Origin of the sequence: Hyphomonas sp. UBA3195, from assembly GCF_002366485.1 — a bacterium.
Taxonomy (GTDB): domain Bacteria; phylum Pseudomonadota; class Alphaproteobacteria; order Caulobacterales; family Hyphomonadaceae; genus Hyphomonas.
In genome coordinates, this window is sequence record NZ_DEXB01000039.1 from 15560 (window position 1) to 36288 (window position 20729).

Annotated in this window: 17 protein-coding genes; 5 read left to right on the forward strand and 12 right to left on the reverse strand. The window is 58.6% G+C overall.

Annotated features, from left to right (window positions below; all coding sequences use genetic code 11):
- The first annotated feature begins 63 nt into the window (after window positions 1-63).
- The gene (locus B2344_RS11850; RefSeq protein WP_206992182.1) at window positions 64-402 is read left to right on the forward strand and encodes a hypothetical protein; all 339 of its coding nucleotides are present in this window, start codon (window positions 64-66) and stop codon (window positions 400-402) included.
- Between the two features lie 4 nt (window positions 403-406).
- On the opposite strand, the gene B2344_RS11855 is transcribed toward B2344_RS11850, so the two are convergent.
- Window positions 407-3868, reverse strand: a complete 3462-nt coding sequence (locus B2344_RS11855; protein WP_290482605.1) for an indolepyruvate ferredoxin oxidoreductase family protein — start codon at window positions 3866-3868, stop codon at window positions 407-409.
- Between the two features lie 125 nt (window positions 3869-3993).
- Here B2344_RS11855 and B2344_RS11860 point away from each other — a divergent pair, with 125 nt between their 5' ends.
- Together B2344_RS11860 and B2344_RS11865 are read left to right on the forward strand one after the other, a co-directional pair.
- A complete protein-coding gene (locus B2344_RS11860; RefSeq protein WP_034816488.1) occupies window positions 3994-4494 on the forward strand; it encodes an Lrp/AsnC family transcriptional regulator in 501 nt (166 codons plus the stop codon).
- Window positions 4491-5618: a serine hydrolase domain-containing protein gene (locus tag B2344_RS11865; protein WP_290485286.1), complete on the forward strand. Its 1128-nt coding sequence runs from the start codon at window positions 4491-4493 to the stop codon at window positions 5616-5618. The genes B2344_RS11860 and B2344_RS11865 overlap by 4 nt, the downstream gene beginning before the upstream one ends.
- 2 nt (window positions 5619-5620) lie before the next feature.
- On the opposite strand, the gene B2344_RS11870 is transcribed toward B2344_RS11865, so the two are convergent.
- Window positions 5621-6685 carry a DUF2332 domain-containing protein gene (locus B2344_RS11870; RefSeq protein WP_290485287.1) on the reverse strand — a complete coding sequence of 355 codons (1065 nt, stop codon included), beginning with the start codon at window positions 6683-6685 and terminating at the stop codon, window positions 5621-5623.
- A 9-nt stretch (window positions 6686-6694) separates the two neighbouring features.
- Window positions 6695-7876: a thiolase family protein gene (locus B2344_RS11875; protein WP_034816497.1), complete on the reverse strand. Its 1182-nt coding sequence runs from the start codon at window positions 7874-7876 to the stop codon at window positions 6695-6697.
- A gap of 226 nt (window positions 7877-8102) precedes the next feature.
- On the opposite strand from B2344_RS11875, the gene B2344_RS11880 reads away from it, so the two are divergent.
- Entirely contained in the window at window positions 8103-8657 is a 555-nt protein-coding gene (locus B2344_RS11880) for a hypothetical protein (RefSeq protein WP_290485288.1), read from the forward strand.
- 20 nt (window positions 8658-8677) lie between these two features.
- On the opposite strand, the gene B2344_RS11885 is transcribed toward B2344_RS11880, so the two are convergent.
- From B2344_RS11885 to B2344_RS11920, 8 genes are all read right to left on the reverse strand, one after another.
- Window positions 8678-9151, reverse strand: coding sequence for a glutathione peroxidase (locus B2344_RS11885; protein WP_233347836.1), 474 nt, complete (start codon window positions 9149-9151; stop codon window positions 8678-8680).
- A 166-nt stretch (window positions 9152-9317) separates the two neighbouring features.
- Window positions 9318-9680, reverse strand: coding sequence for a DUF1801 domain-containing protein (locus tag B2344_RS11890; RefSeq protein ID WP_290480458.1), 363 nt, complete (start codon window positions 9678-9680; stop codon window positions 9318-9320).
- 9 nt (window positions 9681-9689) lie between these two features.
- Window positions 9690-9932, reverse strand: a complete 243-nt coding sequence (locus B2344_RS11895; protein WP_206992189.1) for a dodecin family protein — start codon at window positions 9930-9932, stop codon at window positions 9690-9692.
- Between the two features lie 86 nt (window positions 9933-10018).
- Window positions 10019-10354 carry a PilZ domain-containing protein gene (locus B2344_RS11900; protein WP_034816508.1) on the reverse strand — a complete coding sequence of 112 codons (336 nt, stop codon included), beginning with the start codon at window positions 10352-10354 and terminating at the stop codon, window positions 10019-10021.
- A gap of 151 nt (window positions 10355-10505) precedes the next feature.
- On the reverse strand, window positions 10506-12728 hold the full coding sequence (locus B2344_RS11905; protein ID WP_290482608.1) for a M13 family metallopeptidase: 2223 nt from the start codon (window positions 12726-12728) through the stop codon (window positions 10506-10508).
- 74 nt (window positions 12729-12802) lie between these two features.
- Window positions 12803-16024: an efflux RND transporter permease subunit gene (locus B2344_RS11910; RefSeq protein ID WP_206992191.1), complete on the reverse strand. Its 3222-nt coding sequence runs from the start codon at window positions 16022-16024 to the stop codon at window positions 12803-12805.
- Window positions 16021-17292, reverse strand: a complete 1272-nt coding sequence (locus B2344_RS11915; protein ID WP_206992192.1) for an efflux RND transporter periplasmic adaptor subunit — start codon at window positions 17290-17292, stop codon at window positions 16021-16023. Before B2344_RS11915 ends, B2344_RS11910 begins: the two co-directional genes overlap by 4 nt.
- Before the next feature lie 17 nt (window positions 17293-17309).
- Window positions 17310-18764: an efflux transporter outer membrane subunit gene (locus tag B2344_RS11920; RefSeq protein WP_290485289.1), complete on the reverse strand. Its 1455-nt coding sequence runs from the start codon at window positions 18762-18764 to the stop codon at window positions 17310-17312.
- A 209-nt stretch (window positions 18765-18973) separates the two neighbouring features.
- Between B2344_RS11920 and B2344_RS11925 the strand changes: the two genes are divergently transcribed.
- Window positions 18974-20359 (forward strand): sensor histidine kinase, encoded by a 1386-nt coding sequence (locus B2344_RS11925; protein WP_206992194.1) that lies wholly within the window; start codon window positions 18974-18976, stop codon window positions 20357-20359.
- Here the strand turns inward: B2344_RS11925 and B2344_RS11930 are convergent.
- Window positions 20356-20655, reverse strand: a complete 300-nt coding sequence (locus B2344_RS11930) for a hypothetical protein (protein WP_034816515.1) — start codon at window positions 20653-20655, stop codon at window positions 20356-20358. The two genes, B2344_RS11925 and B2344_RS11930, sit on opposite strands and share 4 nt — an antisense overlap.
- Between the last annotated feature and the right edge of the window lie 74 nt (window positions 20656-20729).

The window sequence follows — 20729 nt, forward strand, 5'->3', positions numbered from 1 at the left end:
TTTCGTAACATGGCTTAAACATTCATCTGCTCTAGTCTGGCCAGAGCCAGAGGAGCCTTTGCCATGCCTGCCATTCGCCTAATCCTGATCGCCGGCATGCTTGCCACGCTGCCCGCCTGCCTTGCCACCAAGATCGTGACCGTGCCCGTCAGCGTGGCGGGCGACGTGGTCGAGGGCACCGCGAAGGGCGCCTATGCGGTCGGCTCTGGGGTCGTGCACGTCACCGGAGATGCGCTGGACGGCCCAGAGGAGGACGTCAAGCTGAAGGTGAAAGTCAAGAAATTTGGCGGCGGCACCAAGACCTATACGCGCACCGTCGAGTCCGACGATATCGAGAAGACGCTCGAAAAAATCGGCAAGAAGGGCACCATTATCGACGTGCAGGTCGAGCCGGCAGAGTAGGGGCCTACTCCGCCGCCGCGATCAGCGTGGTCTTTGCCTTGGGCAGCGTGCCATCCGGCCAGCCAGCCCAGAGGTCTGCCTCTTTCGCCTTGGCGACTTCGGCGGCAGCTTCCTTCACATGGCCATAGCCGCGAATATCGTCTGGGATTTCGGCGAGCGCCACGGCGAGTTCATGATTCTTCGCGGTCAGTTCCTGCGCGATGCGGGAAAGGCCAGCGAGATAATCGTCACGCAGCTGGCGTTCCATCCGGCGCTCGGCCGTGTAGCCGAACAGGTCAAACTTCGTGCCGCGCAGGCCCTTGAACTTCGCCATCAGCTTGAAGACCTGGAACATCCACGGGCCAAAATGCTTCTTCTTGGCGTGCCCGTTTGCATCCGTCTTTGACAGAATGGGCGGGGCCAGCATCAGGCGGAGTTTGCCGCCCTTGAACTGGCTGGCAATGTATTCAGCGAATTTCCCATCCGTGTAGAGACGGGCCACTTCATACTCGTCCTTGTAGGCCATGACCTTGTAGGCATAGGTGGCGGCTGCGCGGGTCAGCTTCTCGCCGAGGCCAGCGCCATGTTCTGCGGCGCGCACCTGAGCGACGATGTTGCGATAGGTCTCCGCATAGGCGGCATCCTGATAAGCGGTGAGGCGCGCTGCCCGGTCATCTATCAACTCGTCCAGCGTTTTCTCTTCGATATGACCGCGTGGGTCATGCTGGGGCAGGAGCCGTTCCGGGTTCGCCGCAGCGATCCGGCCGATATTGAAGGCGGACATGTTGTCCTCCACCTTGGTGCCGTTCAGGCGAATGGCGCGATAGAGCGCGCGCAGGCTGATCGGCACCTGGCCCTTCTGCCAGGCGAAACCGACCATGATCATGTTCGTATAGATCGCATCATGCAGATAACCGACCGCAAGGGCCTCGGCATCGAAGGCAGCGAAGTCGCGGGCCTGCCGTTTCACGCGCGCGGCGAGGAGATCGCTTTCAAACCGTTTTGACCGGTCCCGGATGAATTCACTGGTTGGCGTTACGTCGGAGTTTGCATAGGCCGCCGTGCGGCCAACATCCATCAGGTTCAGTGCGTCGCCCCCCGCCGCCACGACGAGATCGCAAGCAATGATGAGGTCGGCGCTGGCAGGCGGAACCTTGCCGGTCGAAATCAGCTCCGGCTCACGCGCAAAGCGAATGTGGCTAAGCACCGGACCACCCTTCTGGGCAAGGCCGGTCATGTCGAGGCTGGAAGCCGCATGGCCGTCCACATGCGCGGCCATGGCCAGTACGGCGGCGACCGTGGTGACGCCTGTGCCGCCGACGCCGGTGAACAGCACGTTCCACGGCTCAGAGAGGCTGGGGGTTTCCGGCATTGGCAGGCCGGCATCGTCAAATTCCGGACGGGGCTGGTCCTGCCAGGCAGGTTCGCCATCCTGGATCGTCACGAAGCTCGGGCAGAAGCCGCGCAAACAGGAGAGGTCTGTGTTGCAGGTCGACTGGTTGATGCGCCGTTTGCGGCCGAGTTCGGTTTCGACCGGCTCCACTGACAGGCAGTTGGATTTGATCGAACAGTCGCCACAGCCTTCGCAGACTTCGGTGTTGATGACGACGCGCGTACGGTCCGGTGCACGAAGGCCGCGCTTGGACCGGCGGCGCTTTTCGGTGGCGCAGATCTGATCGTAGATCATGACGGAGACGCCCGGAGTTGCGCGCAGCATCACCTGAACCTCGTCCAGCTCTTCGCGATCAAAGATCTTCACGCGGCGCGGCAGGTCTTTCACATTGGCATAGCGGGTCGGGTCTTCGGTGACGATCACGATCGTCTCCACGCCTTCAGCTTCCACCTGCTGCGCGATCTGGGCCGGGGTCTGACCAGACTCGACTGTCTGGCCGCCGGTCATGGCGACAGCGTCATTGTAGAGAATCTTGTAGGTCATGTTCGCGTCGGAAGTCACCGCTGCGCGGATGGCGAGGCTGCCCGAATGGGAATAGGTGCCGTCGCCGAGATTGACGAAGACATGGCCTTCTTCAGTCGCCCAGTGCTGACCAACCCAGGCAATACCTTCGCCGCCCATCTGGCTGGTCATGTCGGTTTTGCGGTCCGGCATGAAGTTCGCCATATAGTGACAGCCGATCCCGGCCAGCGCGCGCGAGCCTTCCGGCACAACGGTGGAGGAATTGTGCGGGCAGCCGGAGCAATAATGCGGGGTGCGAATGGTTTCGGAGGCATTGATGCGCGCCGCTTCGCCAGTCCGGCCAATCCGATCAAAATAGGCGTTGGCGCGGCTGGTATCCCAACCTTCAGGAAGGATCTTCATCAGCGCGCCAGCCATTTCCGGGATGGAGATGGAGGCGATATCGGAGAGCAGGGGGCGTCCCTCGCGATCGCGCTTGCCTTCTACAGTCGGACGTTGGCCATCCGGCAGATCGTAGAGCACCGAGCGTAGCTGATCTTCGATCAGAGGGCGTTTGTGCTCGATCACGACCACACGTTCCAGACCTTTGCAGAACGCCCGGATCCCTTCGGGTTCAAGCGGCCACGGCATGGCCACTTTGTACACGGAGAGACCCAGGCGTCCTGCATCCTGCGGTGACAGGCCGAGCGCCGCGAGCGCCTCGAACACGTCGCGGGCAGCCTGGCCCGTCACGACAACACCGACACGGGGTTTCGGCGAAGGCAGGATGACATTGTCCAGCTTGTTGGCGCGCACATAGGCCTGTGCAGCCGGCAGCTTCACCTGACGCAGGCGCCGCTCCTTATCGAGCGGGCTGTCGCCACGGCGCATATGAACGCCGTCTTCAGGCAGCTGGAAATCAGGAGAGACAAAACTGAACCGGTCAAGATCGACGCTTACCACAGCGCCGGAATCCATTGTGTCTGCGAGAGCGACCAGTCCGGCCCATGCTCCGGAGAAGCGGCTCATGGCCCAGCCATGGATGCCGTAGTCCAGCACGTCCTGGATGGAGGCGGGGTTCAGTACCGGGATCTCCGCATCGGCCATCGCGAACTCTGATTGCGAGGGCAGGGTGGAGGACTTGCAATTATGGTCGTCGCCGATGATGGCGAGTACGCCGCCATGGTCGGAGGCGCCAGCGGCGTTGGCGTGTTTGAACACATCGCCCGTCCGGTCTACGCCAGGGGCCTTGCCGTACCACACGCCGAACAGGCCATCATATTTCGCGCCGGGGAACAGGCCGAGCTGCTGGCTGCCCCACACAGCGGTGGCACCGAGGTCTTCATTCAGACCTTCCCAGAATTTGATGTCATGGGAATCCAGCCATTTTTGAGCGGCGCGAAGCTGTTGATCGTAACCGCCCAGCGGCGATCCGCGGTATCCAGAGATGAAGCCGGCTGTGTTGAGGCCCATGCCCAGATCAAGGCGTTTTCGATCAAGTGGCAGGCGAACAAGCGCCTGAATCCCTGTCATGAAGGCTTTTCCCTCGACAAGCTCGTATTTGTCGTCCAGCGTGACTTCGCGGTGTTGCATAGCATGCCTATCTGATGGGTTTAGGCAGATTATTGGTCAAACCGCGTGAAATTGCTTGCCTATCTTGCGCAAATTTTGCTATTCCGGGGTAAAATTTACCGGATAACCTAAGAGAGCGAGCAAAATTGGCCCAAGAATTAGATGCTGTAGATGCGCGAATACTGGACATCATCCAGCATGATGCCGGCTTGTCTGTCGCCGAAATTGCCGACCGGGTCGGCTTGTCCTCATCGCCTTGTTGGCGACGTATCAAGCGCATGGAAGAGGCCGGCTTCATTACAGGCCGGGTGACCCTGCTGGACAATAACTCACTCGGGCTGAATTTCGAAGTCATGGCGAGCGTCAAACTGGCGCTTCCGAGCCGGGAAAATCTCGATGCTTTCGAACAGATGGTTCAGGCTTGGCCGGAAGTCATCGAATGCATGACGGTTACAGGTGCGGTCGACTACATGATCCACATCATCACGACCGACATGCACGCTTATGACAATTTCCTGCGGGACAATCTGCTAGGCTCAGCCCTCGTGTCGGATGTGCAATCACGTATCGTGATCCGGGTCGCAAAGCGTACGACTGCCCTGCCGCTTGATCTGGTTGAAGATATCAAGAAGCCTGCCTCTGCTTGACCGATGACGCTAGCGCCTGGACTATGGATGCCATGATCCGCGCCGCGATATCCCTCTCAGTTCTTGCCGTACTGGTGCTGCCATCATCGGCCGCACCGCTATCGCCAGAGGAGTTACAACAGAAGGTCGAAACGGTTCGGGAAGATGCCGGGCTGGTGGCTCTTGGGGCTGTCATTGCCAACGCCGATGGGGACATTCTTGGTCTCGCGGTTGATGGAGCCCGCGTGCAGGGCAAGCGGGGGGCTGTCCAGCAGGGTGACGCCTGGCATATCGGCTCCAACACGAAGATGCTGACCGCGCTGCTTTACGGTCGGCTCGTAGAGCAGGGTGAAGCGAGTTGGGGTGCGACCCTGCCAGAGTTGTTGCCAGACCTTGCCGACGAGATGGATCCGGCCTGGGGCGATGTGACGATTGAGCATCTGCTTTCTCACCGGAGCGGACTTGCCGCCAATCCCGGTATGATGTGGTTCCTGACCAGTCGCGGCTCCAACGATCCTGTCGAAACTCAGCGCACTGCTTTGGCGCGAGGTTTTTTGACAAAGCCGCCTGCCGGCGAAACGGGAACATTTACCTATTCCAATCTTGGTTACATGATTGCGGGGGCAGCACTGGACCGGATAGCCTTGCGGCTGGGGCACGAGAATTACGAGACATTGTTCCTGTCCACGCTTGTGCTCCAGAATGAAGGTTGGGGGTTCGGACCGCCGCCGACGGGGATTGAAGGCCACGCAAAAGGCCTGTTCGGAGGTTTGAAAGGCCAGGGCACCGGCAGCGGAGCGGATAACCCGGCCGCGCTGGCACCCGCTGGCACGTTACATGTGCCATTGGCAGCGCATGCGCGCTTTGTCAGCGGCTTTCTGGAAGCAGATGAGACCGAGCAGAAACTGCTTACGCCATATCCAACCGCGGGATCCGACTATGCGTTGGGGTGGGGCGTCTCAGCGCCGGGTCCGCATGGACGTCTCTTCGCCCATAACGGGTCGAATACGATGTGGTTGTCGTCGGTTTACCTGCTGCCAGATGCAGGTCTTGTCGTAATTGTGAACACAAACAGTTTCAGTGATGAGGGCGTTGCGGCGGTCAATAAGCTCGCTCGGGAACTGGCAGACGCATTTGCCGAATAGTCTTACGGCATGTCCACATATGTGACGTGTCCATCAGACTCATTCAGTATGCGGGGTTCGTCACCCGGCCAGACTTGCAGTCGGGTCTGCATGCGCGGAGACGCGCGGTCTCCTCCAAACAGGGATTCCGGTTCAAAGCAAAGCCAGGCGAGGGGGGCAGTCTCGGTGGCAGCTGCGCCCGCTTCTTCGATCAGTCGCTTCATGCGTGCAACATCTTCTTTTGACGGATAAACAAGGAAGACTGAGTGATAAATGACTGTCAGGCCCTCTGAGGGGCGTTTGGTCAGTTTCTGGGCGAGCCAGTCAACCGCATCCGCCTGTTCCACGCGAACGCCCATATGTCTGGCCAATTCTGCCGCCGCATCCAGACGGGCCAGTCGTCCAGCCTGGTCTGGCCAAGTGTAGGATTTGAGCCGCAGGAAGGCGGCCTCATTTGTCAGGTCAATCGGGTTCAGGTCGCAAGCGGCGCGTGAAGCAATGACTGGAGCGGCGTCGAGATGTGCGGGCTCGGGTCCGTTCCAGATCGTGGATATCGTGACGTCGCTCGCGCCCGGTCGTTGCCAGGTTCCGCCATCATAGGTGAACCGATCCCAATTCTGGTTGAGGCCCGCACTCGCGCCGAGCTCAAGCAGGTGCATGGGCATACGGTAGGTTGCGGCAAGTTCGAGAAAACCGGGCAGGAGCGCTATCGACCGGCGGGTCTCATTGGTCTGCGGGGGACTGTTGATGAAGGTGCGGATGTCGGGGATGTGCGCCGCAAGCCAAGGCTGGGCCTCGGCCCAGACAGCCTCCATCTTCCACTCCGCCAGATGGCCGGGATAAGTCGCGGCAAGAGCAGGTGCTGCGTTGGTTAGCACGGCATGGTGAAGGGCACCGGCCAGCCTGAGGCCAAGGGCATCCTTGCGGGGATTGCCGGTCCAGTCGGCGCAGATATCCGCGACCGGGCCATTGGCCTCAAAATCTTCGGCAAATTTCCGGAGCAGGGCCGCAGTGAAAGGAGAGCCCAGATCCTCGCACCATCTCGCCTGTTCGGTGAAATGGTCGAGGATCCGGGTTTCATCCAGCATGCCGGACCCCTAGTAGCGTTCCAGCGCCATGGCGATGCCTTCGCCGCCACCAATACAGAGACTGGCCATGCCCTTCTTGAGGCCGCGGTCTTCCATGGCCGCGAGCAGTGTGACGATCAGACGAGCGCCGGAAGCGCCGATCGGGTGACCCATGGCGCAGGCACCGCCATTCACGTTCAGCTTGTCGTGCGAGATGCCCATTTCCTTCATGGCGATCATTGGAACGACCGCGAAGGCTTCGTTGACTTCCCAAAGCTCGACATCGTCGACGCTCCAGCCAGCCTTTTCCAAGGCTTTCTTCATGGCAGGCACTGGCGCGGTCGTGAAGTATTCAGGCTCGTGCGCGTGGCTGGACGAAGACACGATCTTGGCCAGCGGATTGAGACCGCGTTTCTTGGCTTCAGATTCGCGCATCAGGACGAGCGCAGCTGCGCCATCTGAAATAGCTGAGGCATTGGCTGCGGTAACGGTGCCGTCCTTGGAGAAGGCCGGGCGCAGCGACGGGATTTTTTCCGGCATCGCAGTGCGAGGCAGTTCATCAGTGTCGACGACCGTTTCGCCCTTGCGGGTCTTGATGGTGACCGGGGCAATCTCGCGCTTGAACTTGCCTTCTTTCGTTGCGTTCTGTGCGCGCGACAGCGTTTCCAGCGCGTAGGCATCCTGTTGCTCGCGTGTGAACTGGTACTCACCCGCGATCATGTCGGCGAATTCGCCCATGGGGCCGCCTTTGTAGGCGTCGGACAAGCCGTCGAGCGCCATATGGTCCTGAGCGTTCATGGTGCCGTATTTATGGCCCTTGCGGACGTTCAGCAGGTGCGGTGCGTTGGTCATGGATTCCATGCCGCCAGCGATCACGATGTTTGCGTCGCCCGCCAGAATGGCATTGCGGCCCATGACGGCAGCTTGCATGCCGGAGCCGCACATCTTGTTGATCGTTGTGGCTTCAAGGCCCTTGTCCTGACCGGATTTGAAACCTGCCTGACGGGCAGGAGCTTGGCCCTGTCCAGCGGGAAGGCAGTTGCCCATGATGATTTCATTCGCCTCGCCGGGGGCCAGCTTTGCTTCGCTGACAGCTTTCTCGATGGCAATGGCGCCCAGCTCGCTGGCAGTCAGGCTGGCAAGGTCGCCGAGCAGGCCACCCATGGGCGTGCGGCCCATACCGACGATGACGACGGGATCTTGTTCAGACATGGAGTTTCCTTCCGCTATGGATTTTTTTTGCAGGTGCGAACACAAAGCGCGTCCGGGCCTAACTCGTCAAGAGTTCACGAAACGCGATTGGCGGAGATTTCTTCATCGAACGGGGCGCGCAATCGAGAAGTTGTCGCCGTTCTATTGTAATGCCAGTGCATTTTCGGCTTGAATGAAAGCCACGAGAGCAATCTGGTGAAAATGTCGCTGGGGATGGGTACCTTAAATGGCAAGTTCGACTTATGCCTTGGCGCGCAGAATGCTTCCATCTCGGATGTTCTATGCTGGTCGGCAATTGTCCCGGCGCCTCCGCAAGTTCCGTCTCCACGAACGTTATACCGCGAAATTTCCGAGCCGACGCGATCTGAAAATATTCTCGATATCGCCAGACGCAGAGTTGCACGTCTTCTGGAAAGTCCTGCCCATTGGGCGCGGGCCCGCGTTTTCGCTTTTCATCCACGAAGACGAAGTCCTCCGCTTCGATTGTTTCGGCGAGGATGAGGGCCATTATCACGCGCATTTCGAGCGGGGCTGGAGCGCGGCCCAAAATCGAATGTATTTCTTTGAAGCAAGCGAAAGCGAACAGATAGACCGTGTTGAATTCGAGCTTTTGAACAATCTCGACTACTATCTCCAACGACACCCGTGGGCACGTATTCGCGCAGTGCGCCTGGATAGAGGGCAGCTTGAAACAGCGTGTGCTGCAGCCGGTGAGCAGGCGCGGGCCTTTCTGCAATCCATTCCCGAACTTGCCGTACCGGCAGGATCACTCCGGTCGTGAAGTGGCGCGCCTGATAGGCGTCATCCGCCGAGGGCCGCCTCGATATCTGCCACGAGTTCCGGATCCGATGGGGTAGTGGCAGAGGGGTAGGCCTTGAGCGGTGTGCCGTCGCCATCGACGAGAATTTTATGGAAATTCCATTTCGGCTGCGCGGCCTCGCCAAGCATGTCCACGGCATTCAAATAGAATGGGTGCTCATCAGCGCCCGTCACAGCGTATTTCTTTGTCAGCGGGAATGTCACGCCGAAATTCAGCTGGCAGAACGTCTGGACCTCTTCCTCAGTGCCGGGTTCCTGCCCGCCGAAATCATTTGAAGGGATGCCTAGAATGACGAGCCCTTCCGCTCGCTTCGCTTCATACAGTGCCTGAAGGCCCTCATACTGTTTGGTGTAGCCGCATTTGGAGGCTGTATTCACGACGAGGATCGCCTTTGCATCGAGTGCTTCAAGGTCGACTGGCTTTCCATCAATGCTCGTAAATTGCGTTGCCGTCATGGAAGGGGTTTCCGAATTGCTAGGGGATTGTGCCTGGCTTCCTGTCGGGACTGCCAGGACAAGGCAAACGACGGCGAGGGCTGGGACAAGGAATTGGCGCATGGGGGCAGGTTCCTGTGCATCTGACGTCAGATGATAGGGCAAACCACGCAGCTGTCACGTCTTCCTATCGAACAGGCCGTGGATCGGTTGCATCCAGCCGGATTGCCGCCTCGATGATTTGATCCAGTTGGGCGTCGATCTGATCGACCGAATGGACTTTTACATGGCGCAGAGCCTTGCCGGTGCCTTCGATCCGATCTGGAAAGGACGGCGCAAGTTCGGCACCATAGAAGATCTGGAGATTGCAGCGGTCCTTGTATGCCGCAATCGAGAATATCCGCTCGGTCCCACTCCAACACGGAAAGCCCCAGGCGAGCTTGCAGGTCAGGCCGGGGCCTGCCCGCTCGATGCTCGCTCGAAGGCTTTCCGCAATCTCGAATTGGGCCGGATCGAGTTCCGAAAACCAGGTTTCCGTCGTCTTGGCCACGAATGGGGCCTACTTCTTCTTTGCGCGCTTGGCTTTGTCGTCGGCCTTGGGCGGCATTACTTCGAACGTCATCTGGAGGTTCACGCGATACTTTTCGATCTTGCCGTTCTTGATTGTGGTGTACATTTCGTTGACGTAAGCCGATGCGAGGCCTTTGACGGTGGCGTCAAAGCGTGTGACCGCTGTCTGAATCGCATCCTCGAAGGATTTGGTCGATTCCGACATGATCTGTTCTGATTTCATGATGGCCATGGTGCGTCCCTTTCGCGTTGAAAGGGCCATTCAAGACCTTTTAGGCCCAAAAGCCAAATGAACATTGGGAAGGGACGGGTGCGACCCTAGATGGTCGTGAGTTGAAAACCCGCTTCAGAACCTTTTTGCCAGACAACGCGTGCGGGGCCCTGCAGGCCCACTCCCTTGGCATGAAGGGTCACGAATTCAGGCATGCCCTCATTGGTCGGAAACCGGAGGCGAACGCCTGTGTCAGAATAGTCCAGAACGATACCGCGACGCTTGTAGCCGGATTCGTAAACGACATTTGCTTCCCGATAGACCGATGCACGGACGGGACGTGGCCGTTCTTTTACGGGCGTCACCATCTGTTCTACGCGCGCAGAGGCGGGAGCCTCGGAATCGGAACTTGATGTCTTGAACAGGCGGTTTAGCAATTTCATTTTGGGCGGAATCCTTATCCGAAGATTTTCTTGCAACCGCCATGCCAAATCAGGCTGCTCGGTCAGAATATACCCAAACTTCTTCAAGACAAGTAAAGAAGCAGCACTCTAAAGCGCTGCTTCTGTAGTGTATGCTACGGTTTATAACCGTTTACCAAATCCGGATGCGCTGCTCAGGCGGCAGGTACATCTCGTCATCTTCCGTCACGTCAAAGGCTTCGTACCATTCTGCCATGTTCTGAACGACGCCGTTTACCCGGTAAACGGGTGGGGAATGTGGGTCTGTCAGCAGCTGGCGACGGGTTGCCTCTTCGCGGTACTTGGACCGCCAGACCTGGGCCCAGGCCAGGAAGAAGCGCTGATCACCGCTCAGTCCGTCCAGCACAGGCGCTTCCTCATCCGGGCTGATCGTGCCGTTGCCATCTGTGTCGAGGCTGAGCTTGTAGGCCTTGTATGCCATCGAAAGACCGCCGAGATCGCCGATATTCTCGCCGAGTGTCAGCGCGCCATTCACACAGGTTTCCCCATCGTCCAGGGGACAGAAAGCATTATATTGCTCTACCAGCGCGCCGGTCTTGGCCTTGAAATTGGATTCGTCTTCAGCGGTCCACCAATTGCGGAGCGTGCCATTTCCGTCGGATTTGGCGCCCTGATCATCGAAGCCGTGGCCCATTTCGTGACCAATGACGCCGCCGATCGCACCATAATTGACGGCGGGGTCTGCAGTCAGATTGAAGAAAGGCGGCTGAAGGATGGCAGCGGGAAACACGATTTCGTTCCGGTTGGGCGAATAATAGGCGTTCACCGTCTGGGGCAACATGAACCATTCGGTCTTGTCGATCGGCTGGCCGAGCTGGGAGATCATGTCCTTCCAGGCCCAGTCATTCACCGCCATGGAGTTGGCGAAGGCGTCCGGGCCCACATTCAGGTCCGCATAGGTCTCGAAGTTCTCCGGATATCCAATTTTTGGGGTGAATTTGGCGAGCTTGTCATGTGCTTCTGTCTTCGTGTCGTCGCCCATCCAGTCGATCTCATCGAGATTGCTGGCCATGGCCGCTCGCAAATTCTCTACCAGATCGTCCATGGCTGCCTTGTTCTCGCTCGGGAAGAAGCGCTCGGCATAGACTTTGCCGACACCTTCTCCGACGGAGCCTTCGACGGTTGAGACTGCACGCTTCCAGCGCTCGCGCTGTTCTTCGGCACCGCCCAGTTTCTTGCCATAAAATTCGAAGGTCGCCTCATCCAGGCGGCGGGGCAGGACATCGGCGTGATCGATCAGGAAGTGGGCCGCTAGATAAGCCTTCCAGTCCTCAAGTGAGGCGGTTTGCATGATCTCGAACAGGCCGCCTATGCCGCCGCCCGAGACTTTTTCGATCTGTTCCGCGGTGAGCCCGTTTTCTGCGATCTCTTCGGCTGTCGGAGTGACCTGGCGCACGACAAAGGATTCTTCGCTGTTCAGGCCAAGGTCCATGAGCATCGTCGCCACCGGGAAGTCTCCGGCGAGCTGTTCCAACTCTGCGCGGCTCATCTTGTTGTAGGTGAGGTTGCGATTCCGGCCTGTTGCGCGGTCCCAATGGGCGCGAGCAATACGGGTCTCGAGCGCGATCACGCGGTCTGCCGCCGCCTCAGCCTCCTCGTAGCCTGCTTCTGTCAGCAGGCTGGTCAGCATGGCTTTGTAGGCCGCGCGGATTTCAAGGTTTTTCTCTGTATCGTCGAGATAATAGTCACGGTCGCCAATGCCGAGCCCGGCTTGGGTCACATAGAAGATGTACTGGTCGGTCTGCTTGGAATCGACATCGACCCAGCCCGCGATAGGGGAGGCGTAGCCCGTTGCCGCAAACAGCTTGGCGAGGTCTTCCCGGCTATCGATATTCTTGATCTTGCTGAGATAGGGCGTGGCGGGCGCGAGGCCAGCGGTTTCGATACCGCTCGTGTCCATATAGGCGTTGTAGACAGAGGCGACCTTGCCTTCGAGTGTGGCTGGATCAGGTTCGGCTTCGGCAAGCTCCTGAATGATATTGAGTACGCGCTGCTCTGACTTTTCAGCCAGCAGAGTGAAGGCGCCATAGCGTGTGCGATCACTCGGGATAACGAAACTGTCGAGCCATTTGCCATTGGCATAGGCGTAGAAGTTGTCGCCGGGTGCGATGGAGTCATCGCGCAATGTGAGGTCAACACCCCAGTCCCCCCAATAGTCAGCAGCAGACAGCTCCAGGCCTTCTGCGGTGACATATTTGCCTGCTTCGTTCGGCGTGTTCGAGGATGTTGATGTTACTGCCGCAGCCTCTGCTGACTGACCAGTGTCTTCCGTGGATGCCGGCGAACAGGCGGTGAGGAGGGCAATGGTCGCTGCCCCGAGCATGAGGTGTTTCATTTAAGGTCTCTCCAGTAATATGGATAAAGGCCCGACGCCTGATCCGGGCGGGCCTTTACCGTGTTGCGTACATTTTATTCGGCGGGAGCCATTGGACCAAGTCCGCCATCTTTGCTCGTGCCAATCAATTCATCCTCGTCGATGGTCACTTCTCCGCTATAGGTCTCACCGATCTGGCGGAAAGGCTTGCCGCCCCAGGTCCAGCGGAAGATCCGGCCAATCTCGACACCGACTGCGTAAAGGGCAGGGACCATCAACAATGAGACAAAAAGCGCGAATGCAACAGCTGCGCCCAATGACACAACCATCGGTTTGAGGAATTGTGCCTGAACGGATTTTTCTGCAATCAGTGGCAGGATGCCGACAAAGGTGGTGACGGAAGTCAACAGGATGGGCCGGAAGCGGGATACGCCCCCATCGACCAGCGCCTGAACGGCACCTGCGCCTTCATCCCGCCGTCGATTCACATAATCGATCAGGACGAGATTGTCGTTGATCACGACCCCTGCGGCTGCAGCAATGCCGAAGAACGAGAACATGGCCATCGGTGTATCAAATATCCAGAGCCCGAAGACTGCTCCGCAATAAGCAAAGGGCAGGGCCATCATCAGCAGCAGTGGCTGAGCGTAGGACCGGAAAGCCACTGCCAACAAGATGTACATCGCGCCGATGGCAATCAGGATCAATCGACCAACTTCTTCCATGAACTTCTGTTCTTCTTCGATGCCGCCCGCCACGCCGCGCTCGACATCCGGGAAGGTCTTCTCGAAGTCTGGCCAGAAATTTTCGTCCATTGAGGCCATGATCTGGTTTCGCCCACCGTCGCCCAGCACTTCAGAATACACTGAGACTGACCGGGTGCGATTGCGACGAACGATGCGGTTGATCCCTGGTGCGTAATCGAAGTTTGCGACCTGGGTAACCGGAATTTCGCGACCATCGGAAGTGCGAACACGAAGAGAATTCAGGCTGTCCAGATTTTCCCGGGCCGATTCCGGCAAGCGGACCATGACGCGGACATCCTCGCCATCTCTCGGCAGGCGTTGGGCTTCTTCACCATAATATGCCTGCCGGACCTGGTCGGTGACGCTGGCCAGCGTGATGCCGAGCGTTTCCGCGCCCGGTTTCAGCGAGATACGAATCTCTTCAGCGGCTGAGGAGAGGTTGTCTCCAATATCGTAGGCGTTGGCATAAGTTGCCAGGTGCTCTTTAACTGCGGCAGCCGCTTCACGCAGACGGTCTAGGTCTTGATGGTTGAGGGCAAAGCGCACGCCGCTCTGTTCATCATTGAAGGTGAAATCGAAATTGATTTCTTCAGCATCCTGAATATCACCGACATTCAGGCGTAATTGTTCGGCTATATCCTTGGACCGCAATCCGACAGGCCGGTCTTCGGGTGGCAAGACCCCAATCCAGGCATTGACGCGCGTCCCGGACGCAACGACAGCGGCATCCTTGATCAGGCCACCCTCTATGTTCGGATATTGTTTGATCGATTCCGCCATCGTAACGTCGATACCGGCTTGCAGCTGGTCGCGGATCTGTTCGAGGCGGGTGTATGGCGTACCGTCTGGCATATCGATTTCGACCCGAACAAGGTCTGCTTCGATTTCCGGCATGAATTTGAAGGGTACGATGCCCATACCTGTGATCCGTGTCGCCAGGAAAAACAGGCAGAAGAAGAACATGACGGTTGCATAGCGGTAGCGGATCGCCAGTTCGAGGAAGGGTTTGTAGAGGTTGTTGGCAAACCAGAGCAGGCTGTCTGCAATCGAGTGCTGCAGCTTCAACAATTTGCCAGACGGGCCGTCGAAGGACTGGCGCTTCATATGTGACAGATGGCTCGGCAGGATCAGCATGCACTCGATGATCGAGAAGATCAGGGCCGCGACCACGACGAATGTGATTTGCTGGGTAAACATCCGGGTCGGGCCGCTAATGAATGCCCACGGCAGGAAGGCGATGATCGTGGTCAGAACGCCGAACACGACCGGTTTGAGCACGAGTTGCGTGCCGACAATGGCAGCGTCCAGGCCTTCGCGCCGTCCGCTTTCGATCTCGCGGTGAATATTCTCGCCGACTATGATGGCGTCATCCACGATCACCCCGATCACCAGCAAGACAGCGAATGTGGAAAGGATGTTCCAGGAAACCCCGAAATAGGGGAGGAGCAAAATCCCGCCCGCAAAAGCGGTGATGATTCCGATCGTGACCCATAGGGCCACAGTTGGACGCAGGAACAGCAGCAGGACCAGCATGACGAGAACGGCCCCGGTCAATGCAGATTGCTGGATCAAATCCATACGGGCATTGAAAGCCACGGAATCGTCAAACAGGATGTCGATCTTCACGGCTTCCGGGAGGATGCCGTTGGAAGGGTCATTGGCGCGGTCCACATATGCCTTGATGTCGTCAGTATATTCGACAATGTGCATCGTGTTCGGCTGGGGAACCTGCACGAAGACGGTTGGCTCGTTATTGTATGTGGCCTTGAACTTGTCTGTTGCGAAGCCGTCATCGATCGTGGCGACGTCGGCCACGCGGATAGTGCCCTGTTCGGTCGATTGGCGGATGATGATGTTACCAAATTGATCCGCTGTGTCGGCCAATTGCCGGGCCGTGATGGCAACGTCGCCGGTTGAAGATTCAATTCGGCCGCCTGACGAGTTCAGCGAGGATTGACGAATAGCACTGGCCACATCACTGAAGCTCAGCCCGTATCGGCGCAATTGTTCTTCCGATACTTCGATGTTGACTTGTTCGTCGATAACGCCGCCCAGCTGCGCCAGCTCACCCCCGTTAATGTTGGCAATGTCATCACGAACCCGGTCGCCGACGCGTCGCAGCGTGCGTGCGTCCACATTGCCGTGGACGGACAGGCCAATATAGTTGTTGCGCTGTTCCCAACGTGTCACCTGCGGCTGGAACGCCGCTTGGGGCATATTGTTGATCTGATCGACGCGAATTTTCACGTCATCCAGAAACTTGTCCATGTCGATATCGTCGCGCCCCTTGATGTTGACGACACCGAAGCCTTCATTCGCGATCGAGGTGATCCGGTCGAGGCCGTCAATGTCCGCGACAGCCTCTTCAATACGTGTAACGATCTGGTCTTCGACATCCTGTGGCGAAGCGCCATTCCAGGTAACCGATACCGAGGCACCCGTGATGTTCACCACGGGGAACATTTCCTGTTCCATCTTGGTGTAGCCGAAAACTCCGCCCGTGAAGGCGACGATCATCAGAAGGTTTGCGGCGACGGCGTTACGGGCGAACCAGGCGACAATCCCCCTCATTGGGCTGCTCCTTCACCTGTGGTTGACGCAATTGCTGCTGGCTCGCCGGAGCTGGAGGATTCCTCGGTCCGCTCGGGCTCGTAAATCGTGATTGTACCATCTTCCATACGTTGCATGACGGTGATGCTCATACCTTCGAACGGGGCCTGGATGGGGCTGGTGATAGCCAGTTCACCGGGCTCGACACCTGACGCAAGATAGGCTCCATCAGGATCGGAGTAGATCAGCTTCACCTGGCGGATCGCCAGCTTGCCTTCGTCTGGCAAGCCGACGAATAGGCGATCATCTCCGCGTAGAGCGCCGCGTGGTGCAATCAGCACGTTTTCGAGTGTTTCCCCCTGAATGATGGCGGTCACGAAAAGGCCGGGTGCCATGGGTGCGTCGCCATCGGCGCCAGCGCCATACGGATCCTGAAGTTCGGCTATGACATTGATCTGGCGGGTTTGCGAATTCACAGCGGCTGCCGTCCGGACGACCTGTCCGTGCCACTCGCGCTCTACGCCGCCAACCGTGGCGCGGAAGGTCACATCCGGACCGGGCTGGGCCTTGCTGGAACTGAAGGCAAGGGGCAGGCCCAGACGCCCCATTTCGGCGTCCTTGAGCGGCAGGGCGACTTCAACAACATCATTGGCGAAGATCTGGCCAAGTGACTGGCCGACAGAGACGACTTGACCAATATCAACATTGCGTTCCCGCACGCGGCCGGCAAAAGGTGCGTAGACGGCCGTTCGGTCAAGCGCCAATTGGGCGTCTTTCAATTGGGCTCTGGCAGATTCCAGCGCTGCGCGAGCGCCTGCCAGCTGAGGTTCACGGCGGGCGAGGGGAGAGGCGTCGGAAATACCGAGGTCCTCGATGTCCTGTAGCGCCAGTTCAGCTTCGGCCTCTTCGAGGGCAAGGGCCTGCTGGGCGCTGGCCACGGTAGACTGGGCGCGTACAACTGCCAGTTCATAGTCAGCCGCCTCAACACGGACGAGCAGCTGACCTTTGTTGATGAAACCGCCATCGATGAAGTCAGGGGATACGTAGGAAATCCGGCCGGAAATTTGCGGGGCCACGATGATCTCGCGTCGCGGTCTTACCTCGCCTTGCGACTCCACGACGAGCGTCAGGTCGCCCTGGCGAACGGGCTCCGCAAATACATTCAGGCCGGCGCGGGCTTCCTCGGCTTTTTCAGGTTTGGGTTTGATCGCTGACAGAGCGGCCACGCCGCCGATACCAACCACGGCGAGGATCCCGATCGGAATCAAAACTGAAATGAGGCGTCCCATGACTTATTCTCCTGCCGCTATTCTGCGGCGCTTTCTTGCGGGGCTTGAACGGTGGTCGAGGCAGTCTGTACGGGCAGGCCGCCCCCAAGGGCTAGATGGTAGGAAATCCGGTTCGAAGCACGCGATGCGCGCGCGGAAACCAACTGGCTCTCAGAAGTGAGACGCCGGGTCTGGGCATCGATCAGATTGAACACGGTGATCGTACCACTTGTGTACTGGCGCTCGGCCAGTTCTTCGGCAAGGCGGGCCTCTTCCAAGGCGCGCAATTGCGCATCCTCTTGCAGGGCGAGATACGTGTCGGCTGCGATAGCGTCCTCGACTTCTCCCCACGCCGTCAGCGCAATGCCAGCATAGCTCGCAATCGCTGATTCTGCTTGCGCCACAGCGGCATCACGCTGGGCGTCCAGGCGCCCGCCCGTGAACAGTGGCTGGATCAGGCTTGCCACGAGCCGGGCGGCAATCCGCTCTGGATCGACCATGTCTGCAAATTCGGACTCGCTGGTAGAAATAGAGCCGGTCAAGCGCAGGGCGGGCAGCATGGCGAGGCGCGCTTGTTCCGCGCGCAGGCCAGCAGCAATGATACTCGCTTCGGCGCTCGCCACATCCGGGCGACGCGATAGCAACAGCATTGGATTGCCTTCTACGACCAGCGTTTCCAGCACCGGCAATTCTGCCGTGGCTTCGATTTCGGTTGCCGGATAGCGGCCTAGCAGGATTTCCAGCCGACGTGCGGCCTCACCTGATTGCTGACGGCGTTGAGCAATACTGGCTTCTGCGCCAGCAAGTGCGCTGCGTGCGGTGCGCACATCCAATGCTTGGGCCAGTCCGCGCTGGAATCGGCGTTCGGTCAGAATGCGAACCCGGTCGCGTGCTTCATAAGTCAGTACTGCCACGCGCTCCTGCGCCAGTGCAGCGTTCAGATTGATCCAGGCAATGGCAGTTTGAGCGGCAACAGACAACTCGGCGGCGGCAAAGTCGGCTTCGGTTGCGGCAAGGTCTGCTTCTGCGGCGGCAATACCACGTCCGAGCCGGTTCCAAAGATCGGCTTCCCAACTCGCATCAATGCCCAGACCATAAATTCCGTCCGTCGCTCGATCAAGATCACCGCCAACTTCGAAGGAATTGGATGTGACTCCAGCGCTGATGGAGCTGTCAATACTGACGGAACGCTGAGAACGGGCCGTGCGGATTGACGCAGCAGCTGCCCGGACAAGTGCGGCGCGTGATTCAAGCGTAGGGCTATTGGCCAGAGCCTCGCGCACCAGACTTTCCATGACCGGATCGCTGAACTGGCTTAGCCAGTCGCCGGTATTCGCCTGACCAGCAACACCTGATGCCGCCCAATCCACTGGAGCGTCAGGCGCGATGGCAAAAATCTCCTCGCGATTTCCGTCAATGCCGGGCAAATTTGCCTGCGATGTTGCGCAGGCCGCAAGAATTGCCGGGGCTAGTAGTAGAATTGATCGTGTCATGCCGTCGGCAACGCTCCTTTTTCCAGACGTCGGATACGCCCGCTCTAGTCGACTGTCAATGATAAATTATCGTTTTTCAATAATTACATTTAGTTGCACAAATGCCGCTTGTGGTTGTGATACGTCGTGAAGGGCTTGGCAGATGTCTGGTTGCGTATTAGCGGCTTCGAGACCTGAAGTCTTTGAGTAGTTAGTTAACAGGAGCATGAATGAGCGAAGGCATGTCAGCCGACGCAAAACAGTCCGCTCGTAGCGCCCTCTCGCGGCGCGCGAGAGACTTCATAACGCTTGTGTGCTGCTTCGGTTTTATCCTTCTTTTGATGTGGATTACAGGTGCAATTGGCCTGATTGAGGCGATTGCCGCCCTGTTGGTGGCCATGTCCGTCGCGACAGCCATCTTCGTGGGAACCGCGACGATCCTTCCCATCAGTCCACGGCTCTCGGTTGAGCCAGCGCTCGTTCAGCCGAATATTCAGGAATCTGCCATTCTTTTGGATGCATTGCCGCTGCCGGCTTTCGAGATTGATGACGAGCAACGCATTGTCACAATGAACGAAGAGGCGGAGTTCATTCTGCGGCTTGATGGGCGTGTAAACCCCCGCGCCAGTACCGTCATCCGGTCGCCGGGGCTGCTTTCTGCAATCGAGAATGCGATCCAGACTGGCACGGTCGAGCCGATGGCTGTGGAGGTCGAGAGCGGGCCGGACGAGACGTGGCGGGCGCATGTATCGCGACCCGGCCGGGCAAGACGTACGCTCGTCGTTCTGGAAGACCTCACCCCTGTTCGCCGCGCCGCGCGGGCGCGATCAGACTTTCTGGCTAATGCGAGCCATGAATTGCGCACGCCGCTGACTGCGCTGTCGGGCTTTATCGAGACGATGCGGGGCCCTGCCAAGGATGACAAGGATTCCTGGGACCGATTTCTGGCCATCATGGCCGGTGAGACTGAGCGCATGTCGCGATTGATCGCGGATTTGCTGTCCCTGTCGCGGATCGAGTCTTCTGAACATGTATCGCCGCGCGAACGCGAGGAATTTCGGGACATTGTCTCCGATGCCACACATGCTTTCAGCGCCATCGCGGCGGAGAAGGGGGTACGGCTGGTGGTTCAGTCGGATGATGGGCCCATGCCGGTGATCGCCCACCGCGACGAGATGATTCAGGTCGCGGAGAATCTCGTTTCAAACGCCCTGAAGTATTCAAAGGAAGGCGGACAGGTAATCCTGAGCTTTGGTATAGCCTCCGGTATGGCCGAAGCACGCTTGAAAGCGGGGCAGACCTGGGCCAGCAGCGAGCGCATGACCTTGTTGCCCGCGTCAAGCCGGCCAGGCACGCAGGAGCGCGCCATCTGGATGCGCGTAGAAGATCAGGGACCGGGGATCGAGCGTGAACACTTGCCGCGTTTGGGCGAACGCTTTTACCGCGCCGATCAGAGCCGGGGGGGCAAGATCACCGGCACAGGACTCGGCTTGGCCATTGTGAAGCATATCATGGCCCATCATCGCGGCGGATTCTCGGTAGAGACGCGCATTGGCGAGGGGACGGCTTTCGGAGTCTGGTTGCCTGCTGCCCGCGAGGAGGGTTTGTCCGACTAGTCGCGTGCGCGGCGCGCTGCATCAAACCAGTCGGTCACCATATTGCCTGGCAAGGCGTGCAGATCATGCAACCAGTTTGGCAGATTCTGCAGGGCACCTGCAGTGTCTTCCCAGCGACGCAAATTTACGTCAGCGGCAATCTGAAACGCATCGCGCAATTTGTCTTCGGTCATCGGAGTCGCCATGCCTTTGGGCGCCATGACCGACATGCTTTTCTGAGTGGCAATCAGGGTTTCGAGCGTCGCAGCTGTCATGGACAAGCCCGCGCGCCACGGAGTTAGCCAGAGTTCGAGCATTGCATTACCTCACATTCTTACAACAGACATAGGGCTTAATGCTGCGCTGCACAACAAATCCCGTGCCATTGCGT